Annotated in this window: 12 protein-coding genes; 4 read left to right on the forward strand and 8 right to left on the reverse strand. The window is 65.3% G+C overall.

Annotation, left to right across the window (positions count from 1 at the left end; translation table 11 throughout):
• Position 1: 1 nt before the first annotated feature.
• From asnB to coq7, 7 genes are all read right to left on the reverse strand, one after another.
• Complete coding sequence (asnB, locus tag DVB37_RS24100) at positions 2–1,933, reverse strand: asparagine synthase (glutamine-hydrolyzing) (RefSeq protein ID WP_046805080.1); 1,932 nt, start codon at positions 1,931–1,933, stop codon at positions 2–4.
• A gap of 44 nt (positions 1,934–1,977) precedes the next feature.
• Positions 1,978–3,120, reverse strand: coding sequence for a glycosyltransferase family 4 protein (locus DVB37_RS24105; RefSeq protein ID WP_120156989.1), 1,143 nt, complete (start codon positions 3,118–3,120; stop codon positions 1,978–1,980).
• The gene (gene murJ / locus DVB37_RS24110) at positions 3,121–4,470 is read right to left on the reverse strand and encodes a murein biosynthesis integral membrane protein MurJ (protein ID WP_046805082.1); all 1,350 of its coding nucleotides are present in this window, start codon (positions 4,468–4,470) and stop codon (positions 3,121–3,123) included.
• 1 nt (position 4,471) lies between these two features.
• Positions 4,472–5,497, reverse strand: coding sequence for an SDR family oxidoreductase (locus DVB37_RS24115; protein WP_046805083.1), 1,026 nt, complete (start codon positions 5,495–5,497; stop codon positions 4,472–4,474).
• 10 nt (positions 5,498–5,507) lie between these two features.
• Positions 5,508–6,785, reverse strand: a complete 1,278-nt coding sequence (gene tviB, locus DVB37_RS24120; RefSeq protein ID WP_120156990.1) for a Vi polysaccharide biosynthesis UDP-N-acetylglucosamine C-6 dehydrogenase TviB — start codon at positions 6,783–6,785, stop codon at positions 5,508–5,510.
• 99 nt (positions 6,786–6,884) lie between these two features.
• Positions 6,885–7,991, reverse strand: a complete 1,107-nt coding sequence (locus DVB37_RS24125) for a glycosyltransferase (protein WP_046805084.1) — start codon at positions 7,989–7,991, stop codon at positions 6,885–6,887.
• Positions 7,992–8,745: 754 nt separating this feature from the next.
• Positions 8,746–9,423 (reverse strand): 2-polyprenyl-3-methyl-6-methoxy-1,4-benzoquinone monooxygenase, encoded by a 678-nt coding sequence (gene coq7, locus DVB37_RS24130; RefSeq protein WP_046805085.1) that lies wholly within the window; start codon positions 9,421–9,423, stop codon positions 8,746–8,748.
• Between the two features lie 123 nt (positions 9,424–9,546).
• Between coq7 and DVB37_RS24135 the strand changes: the two genes are divergently transcribed.
• The 4 genes from DVB37_RS24135 to DVB37_RS24150 all read left to right on the forward strand — a co-directional run bounded on the left by DVB37_RS24135 (position 9,547) and on the right by DVB37_RS24150 (position 14,150).
• Entirely contained in the window at positions 9,547–9,990 is a 444-nt protein-coding gene (locus DVB37_RS24135; protein ID WP_046805086.1) for an OsmC family protein, read from the forward strand.
• Between the two features lie 8 nt (positions 9,991–9,998).
• Positions 9,999–10,970, forward strand: coding sequence for a thymidylate synthase (locus DVB37_RS24140; RefSeq protein WP_046805087.1), 972 nt, complete (start codon positions 9,999–10,001; stop codon positions 10,968–10,970).
• A gap of 383 nt (positions 10,971–11,353) precedes the next feature.
• Positions 11,354–13,417, forward strand: coding sequence for a bifunctional diguanylate cyclase/phosphodiesterase (locus DVB37_RS24145; RefSeq protein ID WP_120156991.1), 2,064 nt, complete (start codon positions 11,354–11,356; stop codon positions 13,415–13,417).
• A 238-nt stretch (positions 13,418–13,655) separates the two neighbouring features.
• Positions 13,656–14,150: a dihydrofolate reductase gene (locus DVB37_RS24150; protein WP_104141932.1), complete on the forward strand. Its 495-nt coding sequence runs from the start codon at positions 13,656–13,658 to the stop codon at positions 14,148–14,150.
• A gap of 19 nt (positions 14,151–14,169) precedes the next feature.
• On the opposite strand, the gene DVB37_RS24155 is transcribed toward DVB37_RS24150, so the two are convergent.
• Positions 14,170–15,588, reverse strand: coding sequence for a PLP-dependent aminotransferase family protein (locus DVB37_RS24155; RefSeq protein WP_046805090.1), 1,419 nt, complete (start codon positions 15,586–15,588; stop codon positions 14,170–14,172).
• Positions 15,589–15,594 lie beyond the last annotated feature (6 nt).

Here is a 15,594-nt window from a genome sequence, read left to right on the forward strand (position 1 = left end):
GTCAACGACTCCCAATCGTTCCCCCTTGATCCGGTGCTGCACGATAACGATCCAGCCAGGCCTGCATCATCAACACGCCCCACAGGTGGCTGTCCCAGTTGCGATGGCCCGAGGTGTGTTCACGCCATTTGCGCAGGATGGGCTCGGGTTCGAACCAGCCTTCCTGGCGCAGCCGCGCGGGGTCCAGCAACGCATCGGCCCATTCGCGCAAGGGGCCGCGCAACCAGGCGGCCAGCGGCACGGCAAAGCCGCGCTTGGGGCGGTCCACCAGCGCCTGCGGCACATGGCGATGCAGCACCTGGCGCAGCAGCCACTTGCCCGTGTTGCCGCGCACCTTGTATTGATGCGGCAGGCTCCAGGCAAATTCATACACGCGGTGATCGATCAGCGGCACGCGCGTTTCCAGGCTGACGGCCATGGCCGCGCGGTCCACCTTGACCAGGATGTCGTCCGGCAGATACGTGACCGTGTCCAGCTTCATCATGGCTTCGAAGGTCGACCCTTGCATGTCGCGCGCGAATTCCGACACGGGCTCCACGCCGCCCTTGACCACCTGCGACGGCTCCGGCCAGTACGACACGAAGTGGCGATAGAAATCCCCGCGCGAATCGGTGCGCAGCAGCTCGCCCAGCTTGCCGACCTTGCCGCGCCAGGCGCCGCGCCCGGGAAGTTGGGCCGAGGCGGACAGCAGCGCGCCGGCCGGCTTGCGCAGCATTGCGGGCACACGCTCGCATTGTTGCCACCAGTTGTTCACGCGGAAATAGCGCGAGTAGCCGCCGAAGAGCTCGTCGCCGCCGTCGCCGGACAGCGCCACGGTGACGTGCTGGCGCGCCATCTTGGTGACCAGCGACGTCGGGATCTGCGAGGAATCCGCGAACGGTTCGTCGTACATATCGGCCAGCGACGGCACCACCGCCAACGCATCGTCGGCGGTCACGTAAAGCTCGGTGTGATCGGTGCCCAGGTGCGTGGCGACGGCCTTGGCGTGCTGCGCCTCGTCATAGCCTTTTTCGTGGAAACCGATGGCGAAGGTGCGCACGGGCTTGGCGCTTTGCGCCTGCATCAATGCCACGATGGTCGACGAATCGATGCCGCCCGACAGGAACGCGCCCAGGCTGACGTCTGACAGCATCTGGCCGCCGACCGCCTTGGACAGCACCCCTTCGAGCGCCTCGGCGGCTTCGGCATCGGTGCCGAAGGACAAGGGCGCGCGCGCCGCCGCGTCGGCGGCTTCACGGGCGGACCAGTACACGCGCGGTTCCGGCATGCGGCGGCTGCGAGTGTCGTCGGCGGTGAATTCGATCCACGTTCCCGGGGGCAGCTTATTGATGCCCTGGTAGATGGATTGCGGCGCGGGAATGTAGTTGTGGCGCATGTACGAAGCCAGCGCATTGCGATTCAGGTCGCGGCCGAATCCGGGGATGGGCATCAAGCCCTTCAGCTCGGACGCAAACACCAGTTCGGCGCCCGAATAGCCGTAGTACAGCGGCTTTTCGCCCATGCGGTCGCGCGCCAGCATCAGCTTGCGCGATGCGCGATCCCACAGCGCGATGGCGAACATGCCAACCGCCGCTTGCAGCGTGGCTTCGATGCCCAGCGCGGTAAAACCGGCCAGCAGCGTTTCGGTATCGGAATGGCCGCGCCAGGTGGGCGCCAGTGCCGATTGCTCCAGCTGCTTGCGGATGTCCATATGGTTATAGACCTCCCCGTTGAACACCATCACGTAGCGGCCGCAAGCGGACGTCATGGGCTGGTGGCCGGCTTCGGTCAGGTCCAGGATGGCCAGGCGCACATGGCCCAGCGCCACTTCGGCTTCCGGGTCTTCCCAGAAGCCGTTGCTGTCCGGCCCGCGATGGCGGATGCGGCGGCAGCTTTCGGCCAGCAACCGTTCCTTGTTCCCGATGGGGCCCCAAATTCCGACTATTCCACACATGATGAGGTTCTCGTGGTCACCGTAGCAACGGCGTGCCGCAGGGCCTAGCGGCCCGATTCGCGCACGCCGTCAAAAAGTTCTTTCCATTGCTGCAAGACGCGCGCGGCCGAGAAACGGTCGCGCACATCGGTTGCCGCTTGCGCCATCCGCTGGCGCCTTGCGTCATTTTCCATGACTTCGGACAGCGCCTTGCACAGCGCCTGCACATCGCCGTTGGGCCGCACCAGCACGCCGTCGATGCCGTCGCGCACAATCTCGCGCGGGCCGGTATCGCAATCGAACGACACCGCCGCCAGGCCGCTGGCCATGGATTCCAGCAAGGTGTTGGACAGGCCTTCAAAGCGCGAAGTCAGCACGTACAGGTCGGCGCTGTCGTACCAGTCGCCCACGTTGCCGGCGCGGCCGGGCATCGAGATGCGCTGGCCCAGGCCCGCCTGGTCGATCTGTGCCTGCAACGCGCCGCGTTCATGGCCTTCGCCCAGGATAACCAGATCCCAGTCCGGATGCGACGGGGCCAGCGTGGCGTAGGCCTGGATCAACAGGTCGAAACCCTTGTCGGCGTGCAGACGGCCCACGGCCAGCAGACGCTTGCGATCGGGGGCCGCGTTGGGCTTCAGCATGGGCTCGGCGCGCGGCAGCGGCCAATGCACTGGGTTGGGGATGACGGCCAGGCGCGAGCCCGGGACGTGGCGTTCGATCCAGTCGGCCGTGCCACGGGTCAACGCCACCACACGGGCGGCGCGCGGATAGGTCATGCGACGCAGGCGCTGCCACAGGCCAGACAGCGTCTGCGACGGCGGATGGGTGTGTTCGGTGGCGATGACGCGGCAGCCCAGCCCCGAGGCGGCCAGCACCGACAGCACGGACGCCGTGGTCATCATGCCCAGCACGATGTCCGGCCGAAATGCCTTGATGACGCGGCGCAACGCGCGCACGCGCTGCACGTTGCTCCAGATGCCGCGCAGCCCGCCGCCCTCGCCCGCCGTGTTCAGCACTTCGCGGCGCACCTTGGGGTGCAGCGCGTAGACGTCGCCATCGGCGTTGGCCTGCGTTACGACCATGACCTCGCGGCCCATGCCGGCCCAGTGCGCGCTCAGGTCGGCGGCAACCCGTTCAGCGCCCCCGCCATGCAGCGAATGGATAAACAGCAGCACGCGCAGCGCGCGGCCGGAGTCGGCTTGCGACATTCAATCGGCCTCCTTGGGTTCAGCCTTGCGCATCGCCACCACCAGGTAGCAGGCGAAGGACAGCACATACATGAGGCTGGTTGCCAGCATGATGCCGGCCGCGCCCATCTTGGGCGCCAGCACGGTGTTCAACACGGCCTTCAGCGCGAAGTTGGCCACGGCGATGGCGGCCATGATGCGGTAGCGATTCTGACTGGCCAGCAATTGCACCAGGATCAACACGCCAAAATAGAAAGGCAGCTGCAACAGGCCCCAGCGCAAGACGTGCGCCACGGCCTCGGTGTTCTCGGCGGTGAAGGCGCCGCGCTGGAACAGCACGGACACGCCCCAGGGCGCCAGCACCCAGCCGATAGCCACGGCCACCGCGCCCGCGCCCACCATCAACACCGACCATTTCAATGCCATGCTGCGCGCGCGGTCGGTATCGCCGCGCGCCTGCACATCGGCCAGCACGGGCAACGCGGCGCGCCCGACCGACACCGCGCCGATGCCCAGCAGCAGCGACAGCAGCCGGCTGGCGTAACCCAGCGTGGCGTTGGCGTTGGCGCCCAGGTTGGCGGCGGCGTATTGGTCCAGCGGGCCGACAAAGCTCATGGCCACCTGGCCGATCAGCATCACGCCGGCCGCGCCCATCAGTTCGGGCCAATGCGGCGAACGCAGCGTCAGGCGCGGCGCGCCCCAGAAGCCGCCATCCGCGCGCGCGGCCAGCCAGGCCAGCCAGACGGTCTGGATGGCGTAGCCCACCAAGGTGCCCCACAACAGCGGGCCCACGCCGTCGGCGCTGACGGCCAGCATGACCCAGGCCAGCGTGGCCACGGCGGGCACGCTGTCCAGCAAGGTGTTGACGTGGCGTTCGTGCGCGCGCAGGCGCGCGGCACTGATGCCCGCGATCAGCAGCAAGGCGGACACCGGGGCGAAGGCCACCAGCAGGTCGCCCGTCATGCCGCGCACGCGCTCGGGCAAGCCCTTGCCCAAGGCGTCCACAACGTACGGCCAGGCAAACCAGGTAGCTATCGCCAGCGCGACACCGGCCGCGGCAACCCAGCCTTGCAGTTCTTTGATGAATTGGTCGCGCTCGGCATCATCCGCGCGGCGCAGGCGCACCAGCACGGGGATCAGCACCACTGACAGCACGCCCACGATGGTGACCGGCAGCCAGGTGGCCATGGTCATCGTGAATTGGTAGGCGTCCACGGCGTCGCTGACGCCGTAGCGGTACGCCACCGCCATCTCTTTGATGGCGCCGGCGGCCTTGCCCAGCAGAAGGAACACCGCCACCCGGAACGCGCCCTTGAAAATGCGCTGATGGTCCGGGTGGATGTTGCCGAGTTTGCGGACGAGTGCTTTCAAATCAACGCAGGAATTGCGTGTACCAGGGCATGGCCACTTCCAGGCCTTGCAGCACGGTGTGCGACGGCACGTAGCCCAGCAGACGGCCGGCCTTGCTGACGTCGGCCTGCGAATGGCGCACGTCGCCAGCGCGGAAGTCGGCGTAGACCGGCTTCTTGGCGTAGTTCACGTTCTGGTTGCCCAGCGCCGTGACCAGGAAGCCGAACAGGTCGTTCAAGGTGCTGCGGCCGCTGACGGCCACGTTGTAGACCTGGTTGCGCGCTTCGGGCGAGGCCATCGCGCCAAGCAGATTGGCCTGCACCGCGTTGTCGACGAAGCAGAAGTCGCGGCTGGTTTCGCCGTCGCCGTTGATGGTGACGTCTTCGCCCTTGATCATGGCGGCGGTCCACTTCGGGATCACGGCGGCGTACGCGCCGTCGGGGTCCTGGCGCTTGCCGAACACGTTGAAGTAGCGCAGGCCCACGGTCTCGAAGCCGTACGAACGCGCGAACACGTCGGCGTACAGTTCGTTCACGTACTTGGTGACGGCGTAGGGCGACAGCGGCTTGCCGATGTTCTCTTCCACCTTCGGCAGGGCCGGATGGTCGCCGTAGGTGGAGCTGGAGGCCGCATAGACGAACGACTTCACGCCCGCGTCGCGCGCGGCGACCAGCATGTTCAGGAAGCCGCCGATGTTCACTTCGTTGGTGGTGATCGGGTCTTTCAGCGAACGCGGCACCGAGCCCAAAGCGGCCTGGTGCAGGACGAAATCAACGCCTTCGGTCGCGCGCTGGCAGGCAGCCAGATCGCGGATGTCGCCTTCCACGAAGGAAAAACGCGCCCACTGTTCGGGCGACACCGAGTCGCGCACTTCATCCAGATTGCGTTGGTGGCCGGTGGCGAAGTTGTCCAGGCCGGTCACGGTCTGGTTCAGCTTGAGCAGCGTTTCCAACAGGTTCGAGCCGATGAAGCCGGCGCAGCCGGTCACCAGCCACTTGCGCGGCTGGGCGGCGAGTTCTTGCTTGATGGTTTCAAATCGCGTGGTCATGGCGGAATCCTTACAGACGCAGGTCGGATTCGGCGGGCGACAGCACGTACTTCAGGTCGTACAGCACGTGTTGCGGCTTGCCCAGCTTGCGGATGCCTTCGGCGCCCATGGCTTTGAACTGGTTGTGCGCCACCGCCAGGATCACGGCGTCGTACTTGCCTTCTTCAAGCTTGGCCACCGGGGTCAGGCCGTATTCGTGCACGGCTTCTTCCGGGTCGACCCACGGGTCGTAGACGTCCACTTCAACGTTGTAATCGCGCAGTTCGCCAACGATGTCCACGATGCGGGTGTTGCGCAGGTCGGGGCAGTTTTCCTTGAAGGCCAGGCCCATGACCAGCACACGCGCGCCTTGCACATGGATGCGCTGCTTGGTCATGCACTTGACCAGCTGCGACACCACATAGCCGCCCATCGAATCGTTCAGGCGACGACCGGCCAGGATGATTTCGGGGTGGTAGCCGATGGACTGCGCCTTGTGGGTCAGGTAGTACGGGTCCACGCCGATGCAGTGGCCACCGACCAGGCCCGGACGGAACGGCAGGAAGTTCCACTTGGTGCCGGCCGCTTGCAGCACGGCTTCGGTGTCAATGCCCATCTTGTTGAAGATCAGGGCCAGTTCGTTGATCAGCGCGATATTGACGTCGCGCTGCGTGTTCTCGATCACCTTGGCGGCTTCGGCCACGCGGATGCTGGACGCCTTGTGCGTGCCGGCGGTGATGATCTGCTTGTACAGCTGGTCGACCAGTTCGGCGACTTCGGGCGTCGAGCCGGACGTGACTTTCTTGATGGTGCTGACGCGGTGATCCTTGTCGCCCGGGTTGATGCGTTCGGGGCTGTAGCCGGCGTAGAAGTCCACGTTGAACTTCAGGCCCGACACGCGTTCCAGCACGGGCACGCAGTCTTCTTCGGTGGCGCCGGGGTACACGGTGGATTCGTAGATGACGATGTCGCCGCGCTTGAGCACGGCGCCAATCGTTTCGCTGGCCTTGACCAGCGGGGTCAGGTCGGGCTGCTTGTATTCGTCGATGGGCGTGGGCACCGTCACGATGAACACGTTCGCCTTGCCCAGTTCGGCGCGGTCGGCGGTGTAGGTCAGCTGAGCGGCTTCGGCCAACTCTTCGTCGCTGACTTCCAACGTGTGGTCGTGGCCGGCCTTCAAAGCGTCGATACGGCGGGTGTTGATATCGAACCCGATGACCGAGCGCTTCTTGCCGAACTCCACCGCCAGGGGCAGGCCAACATAGCCCAGGCCCACGACGGCAAGTTTCACATCCTGAATTTGCAACATAACTCTCCCTTCACCGTAGAACGTTTACGGCATCTTAAATATGGTCGGGTGATCGATGACTAACGAGCCCCCGGCGGTGATCGCCGGGGCGCTCAACTCTTAATCCGAGGTCTTCAAAACGGACGGCAGCAGCAGCCAGCCGGGGCGGCGCCACGACACCAGGCGCGCATACAGCCAGACATAGACGCTGGCAAACACCAGCAGGCTGGCGCCCAGCGCCCACGCGTTGTCCCACCAGATGGTGGCCGGCACCAGGCCGATCAGCGCCAGCACCCACATGTAGGGCGACGCCATCGCGTTGCACAGCGCCGGCACGGCATGGCGGCGACCACGGCTGAAGGTCACGCGGACCAGGCGGCGGAACACCAGTTGGTGCAAGTGCAGCGCATCCGGCTGGTCGACCGGCACGCCGCGCTTGAAGCGGCGACGCCAGATCGAAAAACCGGTTTCGAAGACGGGGTAGAACAACACGGCAAGCGCGTAGAACGGCGACACCGACGGATTGCGCACCACCAGCAACACGGCCAGCTCAGCCAGCATAAAGCCCAGGAAGTACGCCCCGCCGTCGCCCAGGAAGACGCGGCCGAACGGAAAATTCCAGACCAGGAAACCCAGCGTGGCGGATGCCAATGCGGCGGCGATCATGAAGATGGGCACGTCGCCCACTTGCAGGGCCACCAGGCTGATCGACACCGCCATCAGCGTGGCGACCATGCCGGCCAGGCCGTTCATGCCGTCAACGATGTTCAGCGCATGGGTACAGCCGCCCACGGCAAACATGGTGAACAACAGCGATACGGGCCAGTACGACAGCACGTAGTCCACAGGCGCCATGCCGACACGGCTGACGCCGCCCAGCAGCCACCAGGCAATCGCCGCCGACAGGAAAGCCGCCAGCAAACGCTTGCTGGCGCCGATGTCTTTCGTGATGTCTTCCAGCAGGCCCGCGACGAACACGGGCAGCGCGGCAACGAACAAGGCGGGCCACAGCCACGTCAGGGTCATGTTGGCCGGGCCAAGCACCAGCAGGCCCAGCAGCGTGCCGGCCAGAACGGCCAGGCCGCCAACGCGGGGCGTGGCGCGGGAATGGTTCGCTTGTGGTTTATTGAGGTCGCTGTCGCCGGTGAAGCGGCCATGCCAGCGCTCCGACCACACGATGAGTCCCCCCACCATGAACGCGACCACGCAGATATACAGCCAGGTCACTGGATCACCTTTGGTTGGTCTATCGAGACAGGCCCGCCATTATGGGAGGCAGGTGTAACGCCCATATATGTGAGGGATAAGGAAGTGCAATTCACGGGCACGAAACGTAACGCCCCTGCCGGGGCCGTTCGTGCGCGCAGAAGTACGGATTTCATGCTGGCGATTGTAGAGCTTTCCGCCTTGGCGCATACGAAATATCCAAGGGAAAACACGGACGCGTCCATAGGGAGGATGGCCGGGCTTGCCGCGCGGGCCGGGTCGCAAATGCCAATAAATAGGGACGGATTATTTCCAGGCAAAAAAAAGCCCGAGATCGTGAGATCTCGGGCTAAATCCACCAAAGGAGGAGGGTGGAGGAGACAACCGTGGCATGTTGGGAGCTGGCTTTCTGCTCGCTGCGCTGTCGGGGTTTTGCACCGCGCCGACTGCGTTTCAACATCCGATGAATGAATAGTACCGAGGTTTTTTGTGCGATGCAAGAATTTTTTTGATCTCTTTAAAAGGTCAAATCCGACGTTGCATTTTCGCCGCAAATTTCGCGACCGCCGGCTGGAGAGCCATAGCTGGCAACGACTTGGTCCAAAAAAGGGTTTTTGCCGAACGGGTAAACCCCTTGCGGATTTACCCTTGGCGGTTCCGGGTAATCCCACCCCGCAAACCGCACCAATTCAGTGCACCGCGCACCACGATGCGGCCAAATTGGCGCAGTGCAACATTTCCTTAAAGACCCTTAAAGATCGATTCGGGCCGGCATTCAGATCCAGTACGCCGTGGTCGTCATCACCTTGGACATCGCCCGCATGGCCGTCTTTACAGGCCCCGGCAGCGGTACGCCCCCTGCCCGCTCGGCGCTGGCGCGGTGCTCGGCCTCGTCGTCTTTCATCTTTCGGACGACCTCGCGCGAGCGTTCGTCTTGCACCGGCAAGGTGCGTAAATGTTCGTCCAGATGGGCCTCGACCTGTTTTTCGGTCTCGGCCATAAAGCCTAGATTGCGTGGCACGCCTGCGTAGCTGGCCAACACGCCCAATGCAAAAGAACCGGCATACCAGACCGGGTTCAGCAGGCTGGGCCGGCTGTTCAGCTCGGTCAGCCGTTCGTTGCACCAGACCAGATGGTCGACTTCCTCGGCGGCGGCATTGAGCAGCAGCGCGCGGGGGCCGGGTTCGCGGCAGACCGAGGCCTGGCCGCGGTACAGCGCCTGGGCGCAGATTTCGCCCACGTGGTTCACGCGCATCAGGCCGGCGGCGTGGCGCTTGTCCTGCTCGGACAGCGCGCCCGGCGCGTCGGGCGTCGTGGCCGGATATGGCCGGCCTGCCGTGGCGCTGTTGGACAGCACGCGCAATGCGCGGTCGGCCTCGGCCAGCAAGGCATCCAGCGGGCCGATGCGGCGGCGAATGGAAACGGGTCCGGATTGAGACAAAGCAGTGGACATGGGCGGCTCCTGTGCAAACTAGCGCCACACACCCCTGATGCGGGGCGGGGCTCTCATGCCTGGAATTGTACGCAACAGGTATCATCGACCATTGACTGCGCTCAATGCGGAAGGACACTCAAAATGGAATGCACGATTGACTGGGGCGGCCCCAACGGCATGCTCTTTACCGCCAGCACCGGCAGCGGCCACGTGGCCGTAATGGACGGCGCCGTGGACGGCGGCGGACACAACCTGGCGCCGCGCCCGATGGAAATGCTGCTGGCTGGCACCGGCGGCTGCACGGCGTACGACGTGGTGCTGATCCTGAAGCGCGGCCGCCACGCCGTCACCGGATGCAGCGTCAAGCTTCAGGCCGAACGCGCCGAGTCCGACCCGAAGGTCTTTACCCGCATCCATTTCGCCTTCACCGTCACGGGCCGCAACCTGCCGCAGGCCGCCGTGGAGCGCGCCGTGCAGTTGTCGCACGAAAAATACTGCTCGGCTTCGGCCATGCTTGAAAAGACCGCGGCGCTGACCTTCTCGGTCGACATCGTCGACACCCAGGAAGCGCCGGCCGCCGCCTGAGAACCGCCATGAAACAATATCTAGACCTCGTTCAATCCATCCTGGACACCGGCTCGTGGCAGGAGAACCGAACGGGTATCCGCACGATCAGCATGCCGGGCGCCTCCCTGCGCTTTGACCTGCAACAGGGCTTTCCCGCCGTCACCACCAAGAAACTGGCCTTCAAGTCCGCCATCGGCGAAATGGTCGGCTTTTTGCGCGCCTCGCGCAGCGCGGCCGAATTCCGCGAGCTTGGCTGCAAGGTCTGGGACCAGAACGCCAACGAAAACAGCCAATGGCTGGCCAACCCGTACCGCGAAGGCCCGGACGACCTGGGCCCGGTCTATGGCGTGCAATGGCGCCAGTGGCCCGCCTACAAGCTGCTGGATGCCGGCAACAATGGCCAGCTTGAAGACGCGCTGTCCCGCGGCTACACCAAGGTGGCCGACCTGCAGGAAGGCGGCGTGGACAAGGTGCTGCTATATAAAGCAGTCGACCAGCTGCGCCAGTGCCTGGACACCATCCACGAACGCCCGGGCGACCGCCGCATCCTGTTCCACGGCTGGAACTGGGCGCAGATCGAAGAAATGGCGCTGCCGCCCTGCCATCTGCTCTACCAATTCCTGCCCAACGCCACCACCCGCGAGATCTCGCTGTGCCTGTACATTCGGTCCAATGACGTGGGCCTGGGCACGCCGTTCAACCTGACCGAAGGCGCGGCGCTGCTGCACCTGGTGGGTCGTCTGACGGGTTACAAGCCGCGCTGGTTCACGTATTTCATTGGCGACGCCCACATCTACGAGAACCACCTGCCGATGCTGCGCGAGCAGCTCACGCGCGAACCTTTTGAATCGCCCCAGCTGGTGTTGTCGGACCGCATTCCCGACTTTGCCGTCACCGGCCGCTACGAACCCGAGTGGCTGGAAAAGGTCGAGCCCGGCGACTTTTCATTGTCCGGCTACACGCATCACGCTCCCCTGACCGCGCCCATGGCCGTGTAGGAACGCACCCGGGGCCGCCCCTTCGTCGGCCTCGGCGCCCGCGATCAGCGGCCATAAGTGAAGATTGGTGAGCTTCTGGAAGCGCGATTTCGGTATAACCCATCCCTTAGCCTCGGACGCGCGTCCGGCACTACGCGCGCATCCAGGAGTTCGACCGGCCCATGCCGCGCCGAGCCCGCCGCCTGTCGCCGATCCCGCGACGCGCCCGGCAGCGCCGACCGCAGGCATTGCTTGCCCCTTCCCCCTTCCCGACAAGAGAGTACGAAAATCGCCAGCGTCGACAGCAGCAATCGTCTTACGACGGAATTGCAACTGTTGACTACCAATTGATTTGATTTGAGGCCGGCGCGACGGCAGTAAGCGCTTAGGACAGGACCGCACAAATGCTCGTTGGAACTTATAACCCTTCGCTCGTCCTCGTATCTCTAGGGGTCGCCATCCTGGCGTCATACACGGCGCTGGGCATGGCCAACCGTGTGCGGGCTTCGCACGGGTTGCCGGCGGCGCGCTACTGGCTGGCGGGCGGGGCGTTCGCGATGGGGGTGGGCATCTGGTCGATGCACTTCGTGGGCATGCTGGCCTTCAACCTGCCCATCCCGATGGGTTATGACTTGTCATTGACGGTGCTGTCCCTGGCCATCGCCGTCGGCTGTTCGGCGTTCGCCCTGTGGATCGTCTGCAAAGACGAATTGCCGTGGCGCCGCCTGCTTATCGGGGCGCTGCTGATGGGCGCCGGCATTGCCGCGATGCACTATCTGGGCATGGCCGCCATGCGCATGGCGCCCGGCATCGTCTACGACGCGAAATGGTTCGTGCTGTCCATCGTGATCGCGGTGGCCGCCTCGGGCGCCGCCCTGTGGATCACCTATCGCCTGCGCCATGACGGCCCGCGCGTGGCGTTTTCGCGCCCGCTGGCCTCGGGCGTCATGGGCATCGCCATCGTCGGCATGCACTATTCGGGCATGGAAGCCGCCGGCTTTCCGGCGGGCAGCATCTGCATGGCGGCCGACGGCGGCATCTCGGCGGGCTGGCTGGCCATCGCCGTCACCGCCGTCACGCTCAGCGTGCTGGCGATTGCGCTGGTGGTGGCCGTGCTGGACAACCGGCTTGAAGCCCGCACGTCCGCGCTGGCCTCGTCGCTGGCCGAAGCCAACGAGGAACTTGTGCAATTGGCCTTGCACGACACCCTGACCAAGCTGCCCAACCGCATCCTGCTTGAAGACCGCATGGAGCAGGCCATTGAAAGCGCCAGCCGCCGCAAGGGCTATTTCGCGGTGCTGTTCTTTGACCTGGACGGGTTCAAGGCCGTCAATGACGCCTATGGGCATCACACCGGCGACGCCTTGCTGATCGATCTGGCCCAGCGCATACGCCAGGCCCTGCGCACCCAGGACACCGTGGCACGCCTGGGCGGCGACGAATTCATCGTGCTCAGCGAAGTCATCGAGCCCACCGACGCCGCCAACGTGGCCGACCGCCTGATCGAAGCCATCGCGCGCCCGGTCATGGTCTATGGCCACGAAGTGCTGGTGACTTCCAGCGTGGGCATCGCCGTCTACCCGAACGATGGCGAAGACACGCACGCCCTGCTGACCAACGCCGACGCCGCGATGTACCACGCCAAACGCCTGGGCGGCACCGGCTACAGCTTCTTCGAGCCGTCCATGAACGCGGACGCGCATGAACAGATCGAGCTGCTGCACGACCTGCGGCTGGCCCAGGAGCGCGACCAGTTCGTGCTGCACTACCAGCCCAAGTACGAAGCACCGGCCGGCCCCATCATGGGCGCCGAGGCGTTGCTGCGCTGGAACCACCCCACGCGCGGGCTGGTCGGCCCTGACCAGTTCATTCCCACGGCGGAAAAGACCGGGCTGATCCTGTCGATCGGCGAATGGGTCATCAACGAAGCCTGCCGCCAAATGCGCGAATGGATCAACGCCGGCCAGGGACACTGGACCATCGCGGTCAATATTTCCGCCTTGCAGTTCGCCCACGCCAGCCTGGTCGAAACGGTGCGTTCCGCGCTTGCCCGGCACGACGTGCCGCCCGCCTGCCTGACGCTGGAAGTGACGGAATCGACCGCCATGCGCGACGCCGAGGCCAGCCTGACCGTGCTCAAGCGCCTGTCGGGCCTGGGCGTCACCATTTCTATCGACGACTTCGGCACCGGCTATTCCAGCCTGCTGTACCTGAAGCGCCTGCCGGCCACGGAATTGAAGATCGACCGCGGCTTCGTCAACCAGCTGGAAAACGACAACGAAGACGCGGCCATCGTGTCGGCGATTGTCGCGTTGGCCCAGCAGTTGAACCTGCGCATCGTGGCCGAGGGCGTGGAGACCGCCGCGCAGCAGAAATTCCTGACGGGCCTGGGTTGCGATTCGCTGCAAGGCTTCCTGTTGGGCCGGCCGATGCCCGCCACCGAATTCCTGGAACACGCGGCGACCTGAACGGCAACCAGGCGAAGCGCCAAGGGCCGAACGGCAACAAGGCTGAACGGCAAGATCTGAACGGCGCGGGTCGAACGGAAAAAAGCCTGAACCGCAAAAGGGCTGAACCGCAAAAGGGCTGAACCGCAAAAAGCGGCGCTGCCCCAAGCGCCCTTCTTCAGACCAGCGCCCGAATTTGCTACGCTTACGCCGTTCCGCGGGCCGACTTCCGGCCGCGCCTCCACCGTAGCCAGCCCGAATGCCCGCCAGCCTTACCCTGATCGTCGCCTACTCCACCAACCGCGTCATCGGCCGCGACAACACGCTGCCCTGGAAGCTGCCGGGGGACCTGGCGCATTTCAAGCGCAGCACGCTGGGCCATCCCATCATCATGGGCCGCAAGACCTGGGATTCGCTGGGCCGCCCGCTGCCCGGCCGCAGCAACATCGTCATCAGCCGCAACCCTGATTTCACCGCAACCGGCGCCACGGTCGTACCCAGCCTGCAAGCCGCTATCGACGCCTGCGGCGAGGTAGACGAAGCGTTCGTGATCGGCGGCGCACAGATCTACGCCCAGGCGCTGCCGCTGGCGCAACGCGTGCTGGCCACGGAAGTGCACGCCGACGTAGACGGCGACGCGTTCTTTCCGTTGCTGCCCTCGTTCCAGTGGAAGGAAACGGCGCGCGAACCGCAGCCCGCTGAAAACGGCTACGACTACGACTTCGTGACGTATCAGCGTCAGGCCTTGCGATAGGGCCTATTCCCGCCCCCCTTCACGCCGCGCCCGCGTTTCTGATGAAGCGCCACAACGCCGGTGCTTCCGAATACGCCACGTTAAAGCGCACCCAGGGCGTGTCGGCTTCGTCCACCTCGAAGTAAGACCCCGGCGCCAGCCAGATGCCGTCTTTCAGTGCCAGTTCGGCCAGGCCGTTGGCGCCGCGTTCGCGCCAGGCGCCCGCCACCTTGGCCCAAAGGAACAGCCCGCCCTGGGGCCGCCCATGGATTTCAAAACCGTGTTGGCGCATCTGCTCGGCCACCACGACGTGCGCCTGGGCCAGCCGTTCGCGAGTACGGGCGATGTGTGCGCGGTAGCGGCCTTCGCGGATCACCTGGTGCACGATGCGCTCCATGATCTCGGGCGAGGTCAGCCCCACCGCCATCTTGGTGCGCGCAATGTCACGCACCAGATCGCGGTGCGCCACCACGTAGCCCACCCGAACCGACGGGCTGATGACTTTGGAATAGCCACCCAGGTAGACCACGCGCTGCCCGCCGTCCAGCGCGGCCAGCATGGGCGTCACGCCGGGCGCCAGTTCGCGCGAGATATCGTCTTCGATCACCCATAGCCCATGGCGCTCGGCCGCCTGCAAGATGCGAAAGGCGTTGGCCATGCCGATGCTGGCGCCCGACGGGTTCTGCAATACGGTGTTGATGAACAGCGCGCGCGGCCGGTGCTGCGCCGCCACCGCTTCCAGCGCCTCGCAATCCAGGCCATCAACCGTGCGCGGCACCGACACCACGCGCAGGCCCGCCAGGCGCAGCAGCTGCAACAGGTTGGCGTAGGCCGGCTGCTCGACGACCACCGTGTCGCCCGGCCGCAGCAAGGTGCGGATCACCATGTCCAGCCCGTGCGTGACGCCCTGCGTCAGCAGCACCTGCGAGGCCTCGACCTCCATGCCTTGCGCGCTGAGGCTGGCCGCGATGGTTTCGCGCAGCGGCGCGTAGCCGTACGGGTGCCCGTAATTGGCGATGCGCATCGCCGGCACGCGCCCCATGTGGCGCAGCGCAACGTGCAGGCCTTCTTCGTTCAGCCATTCGCCGGGCAGCCAGCCGCAGCCGGACTTGATGGGGATGGAGTGGTCGGCAAAGATGTCCGACAGCAACCAACCTGCATTCAGGCGCGGGGGCTCCCAGGACAGAGGCTCGCCCCGGCGCGCAGGCGCATCCGGCGAGGCCACCCGGTAGCCCGCGCCCGGCCGCGCCGCCAGCCAGCCCAGCGACACCAGCCGGCTATAAGCGCTGGCAACGGTGAAGGTGCTGACGCCGTACTGGCGCGCGAACTCGCGCACCGACGGTAGGGACATACCCGGACGCAGGGTTTGTTCCTCGATGGCGCGCAGGATGGCCGCCACCAGCTGTTCCACCAGGGTGGGCGCCAGTCCGCGAGCGCGGTTGGGCTGGAAATCGATCACGGGGAT

The sequence above is a fragment of the Achromobacter sp. B7 genome, assembly GCF_003600685.1.
GTDB classification, from domain to species: Bacteria; Pseudomonadota; Gammaproteobacteria; order Burkholderiales; family Burkholderiaceae_B; genus Achromobacter; species Achromobacter spanius_B.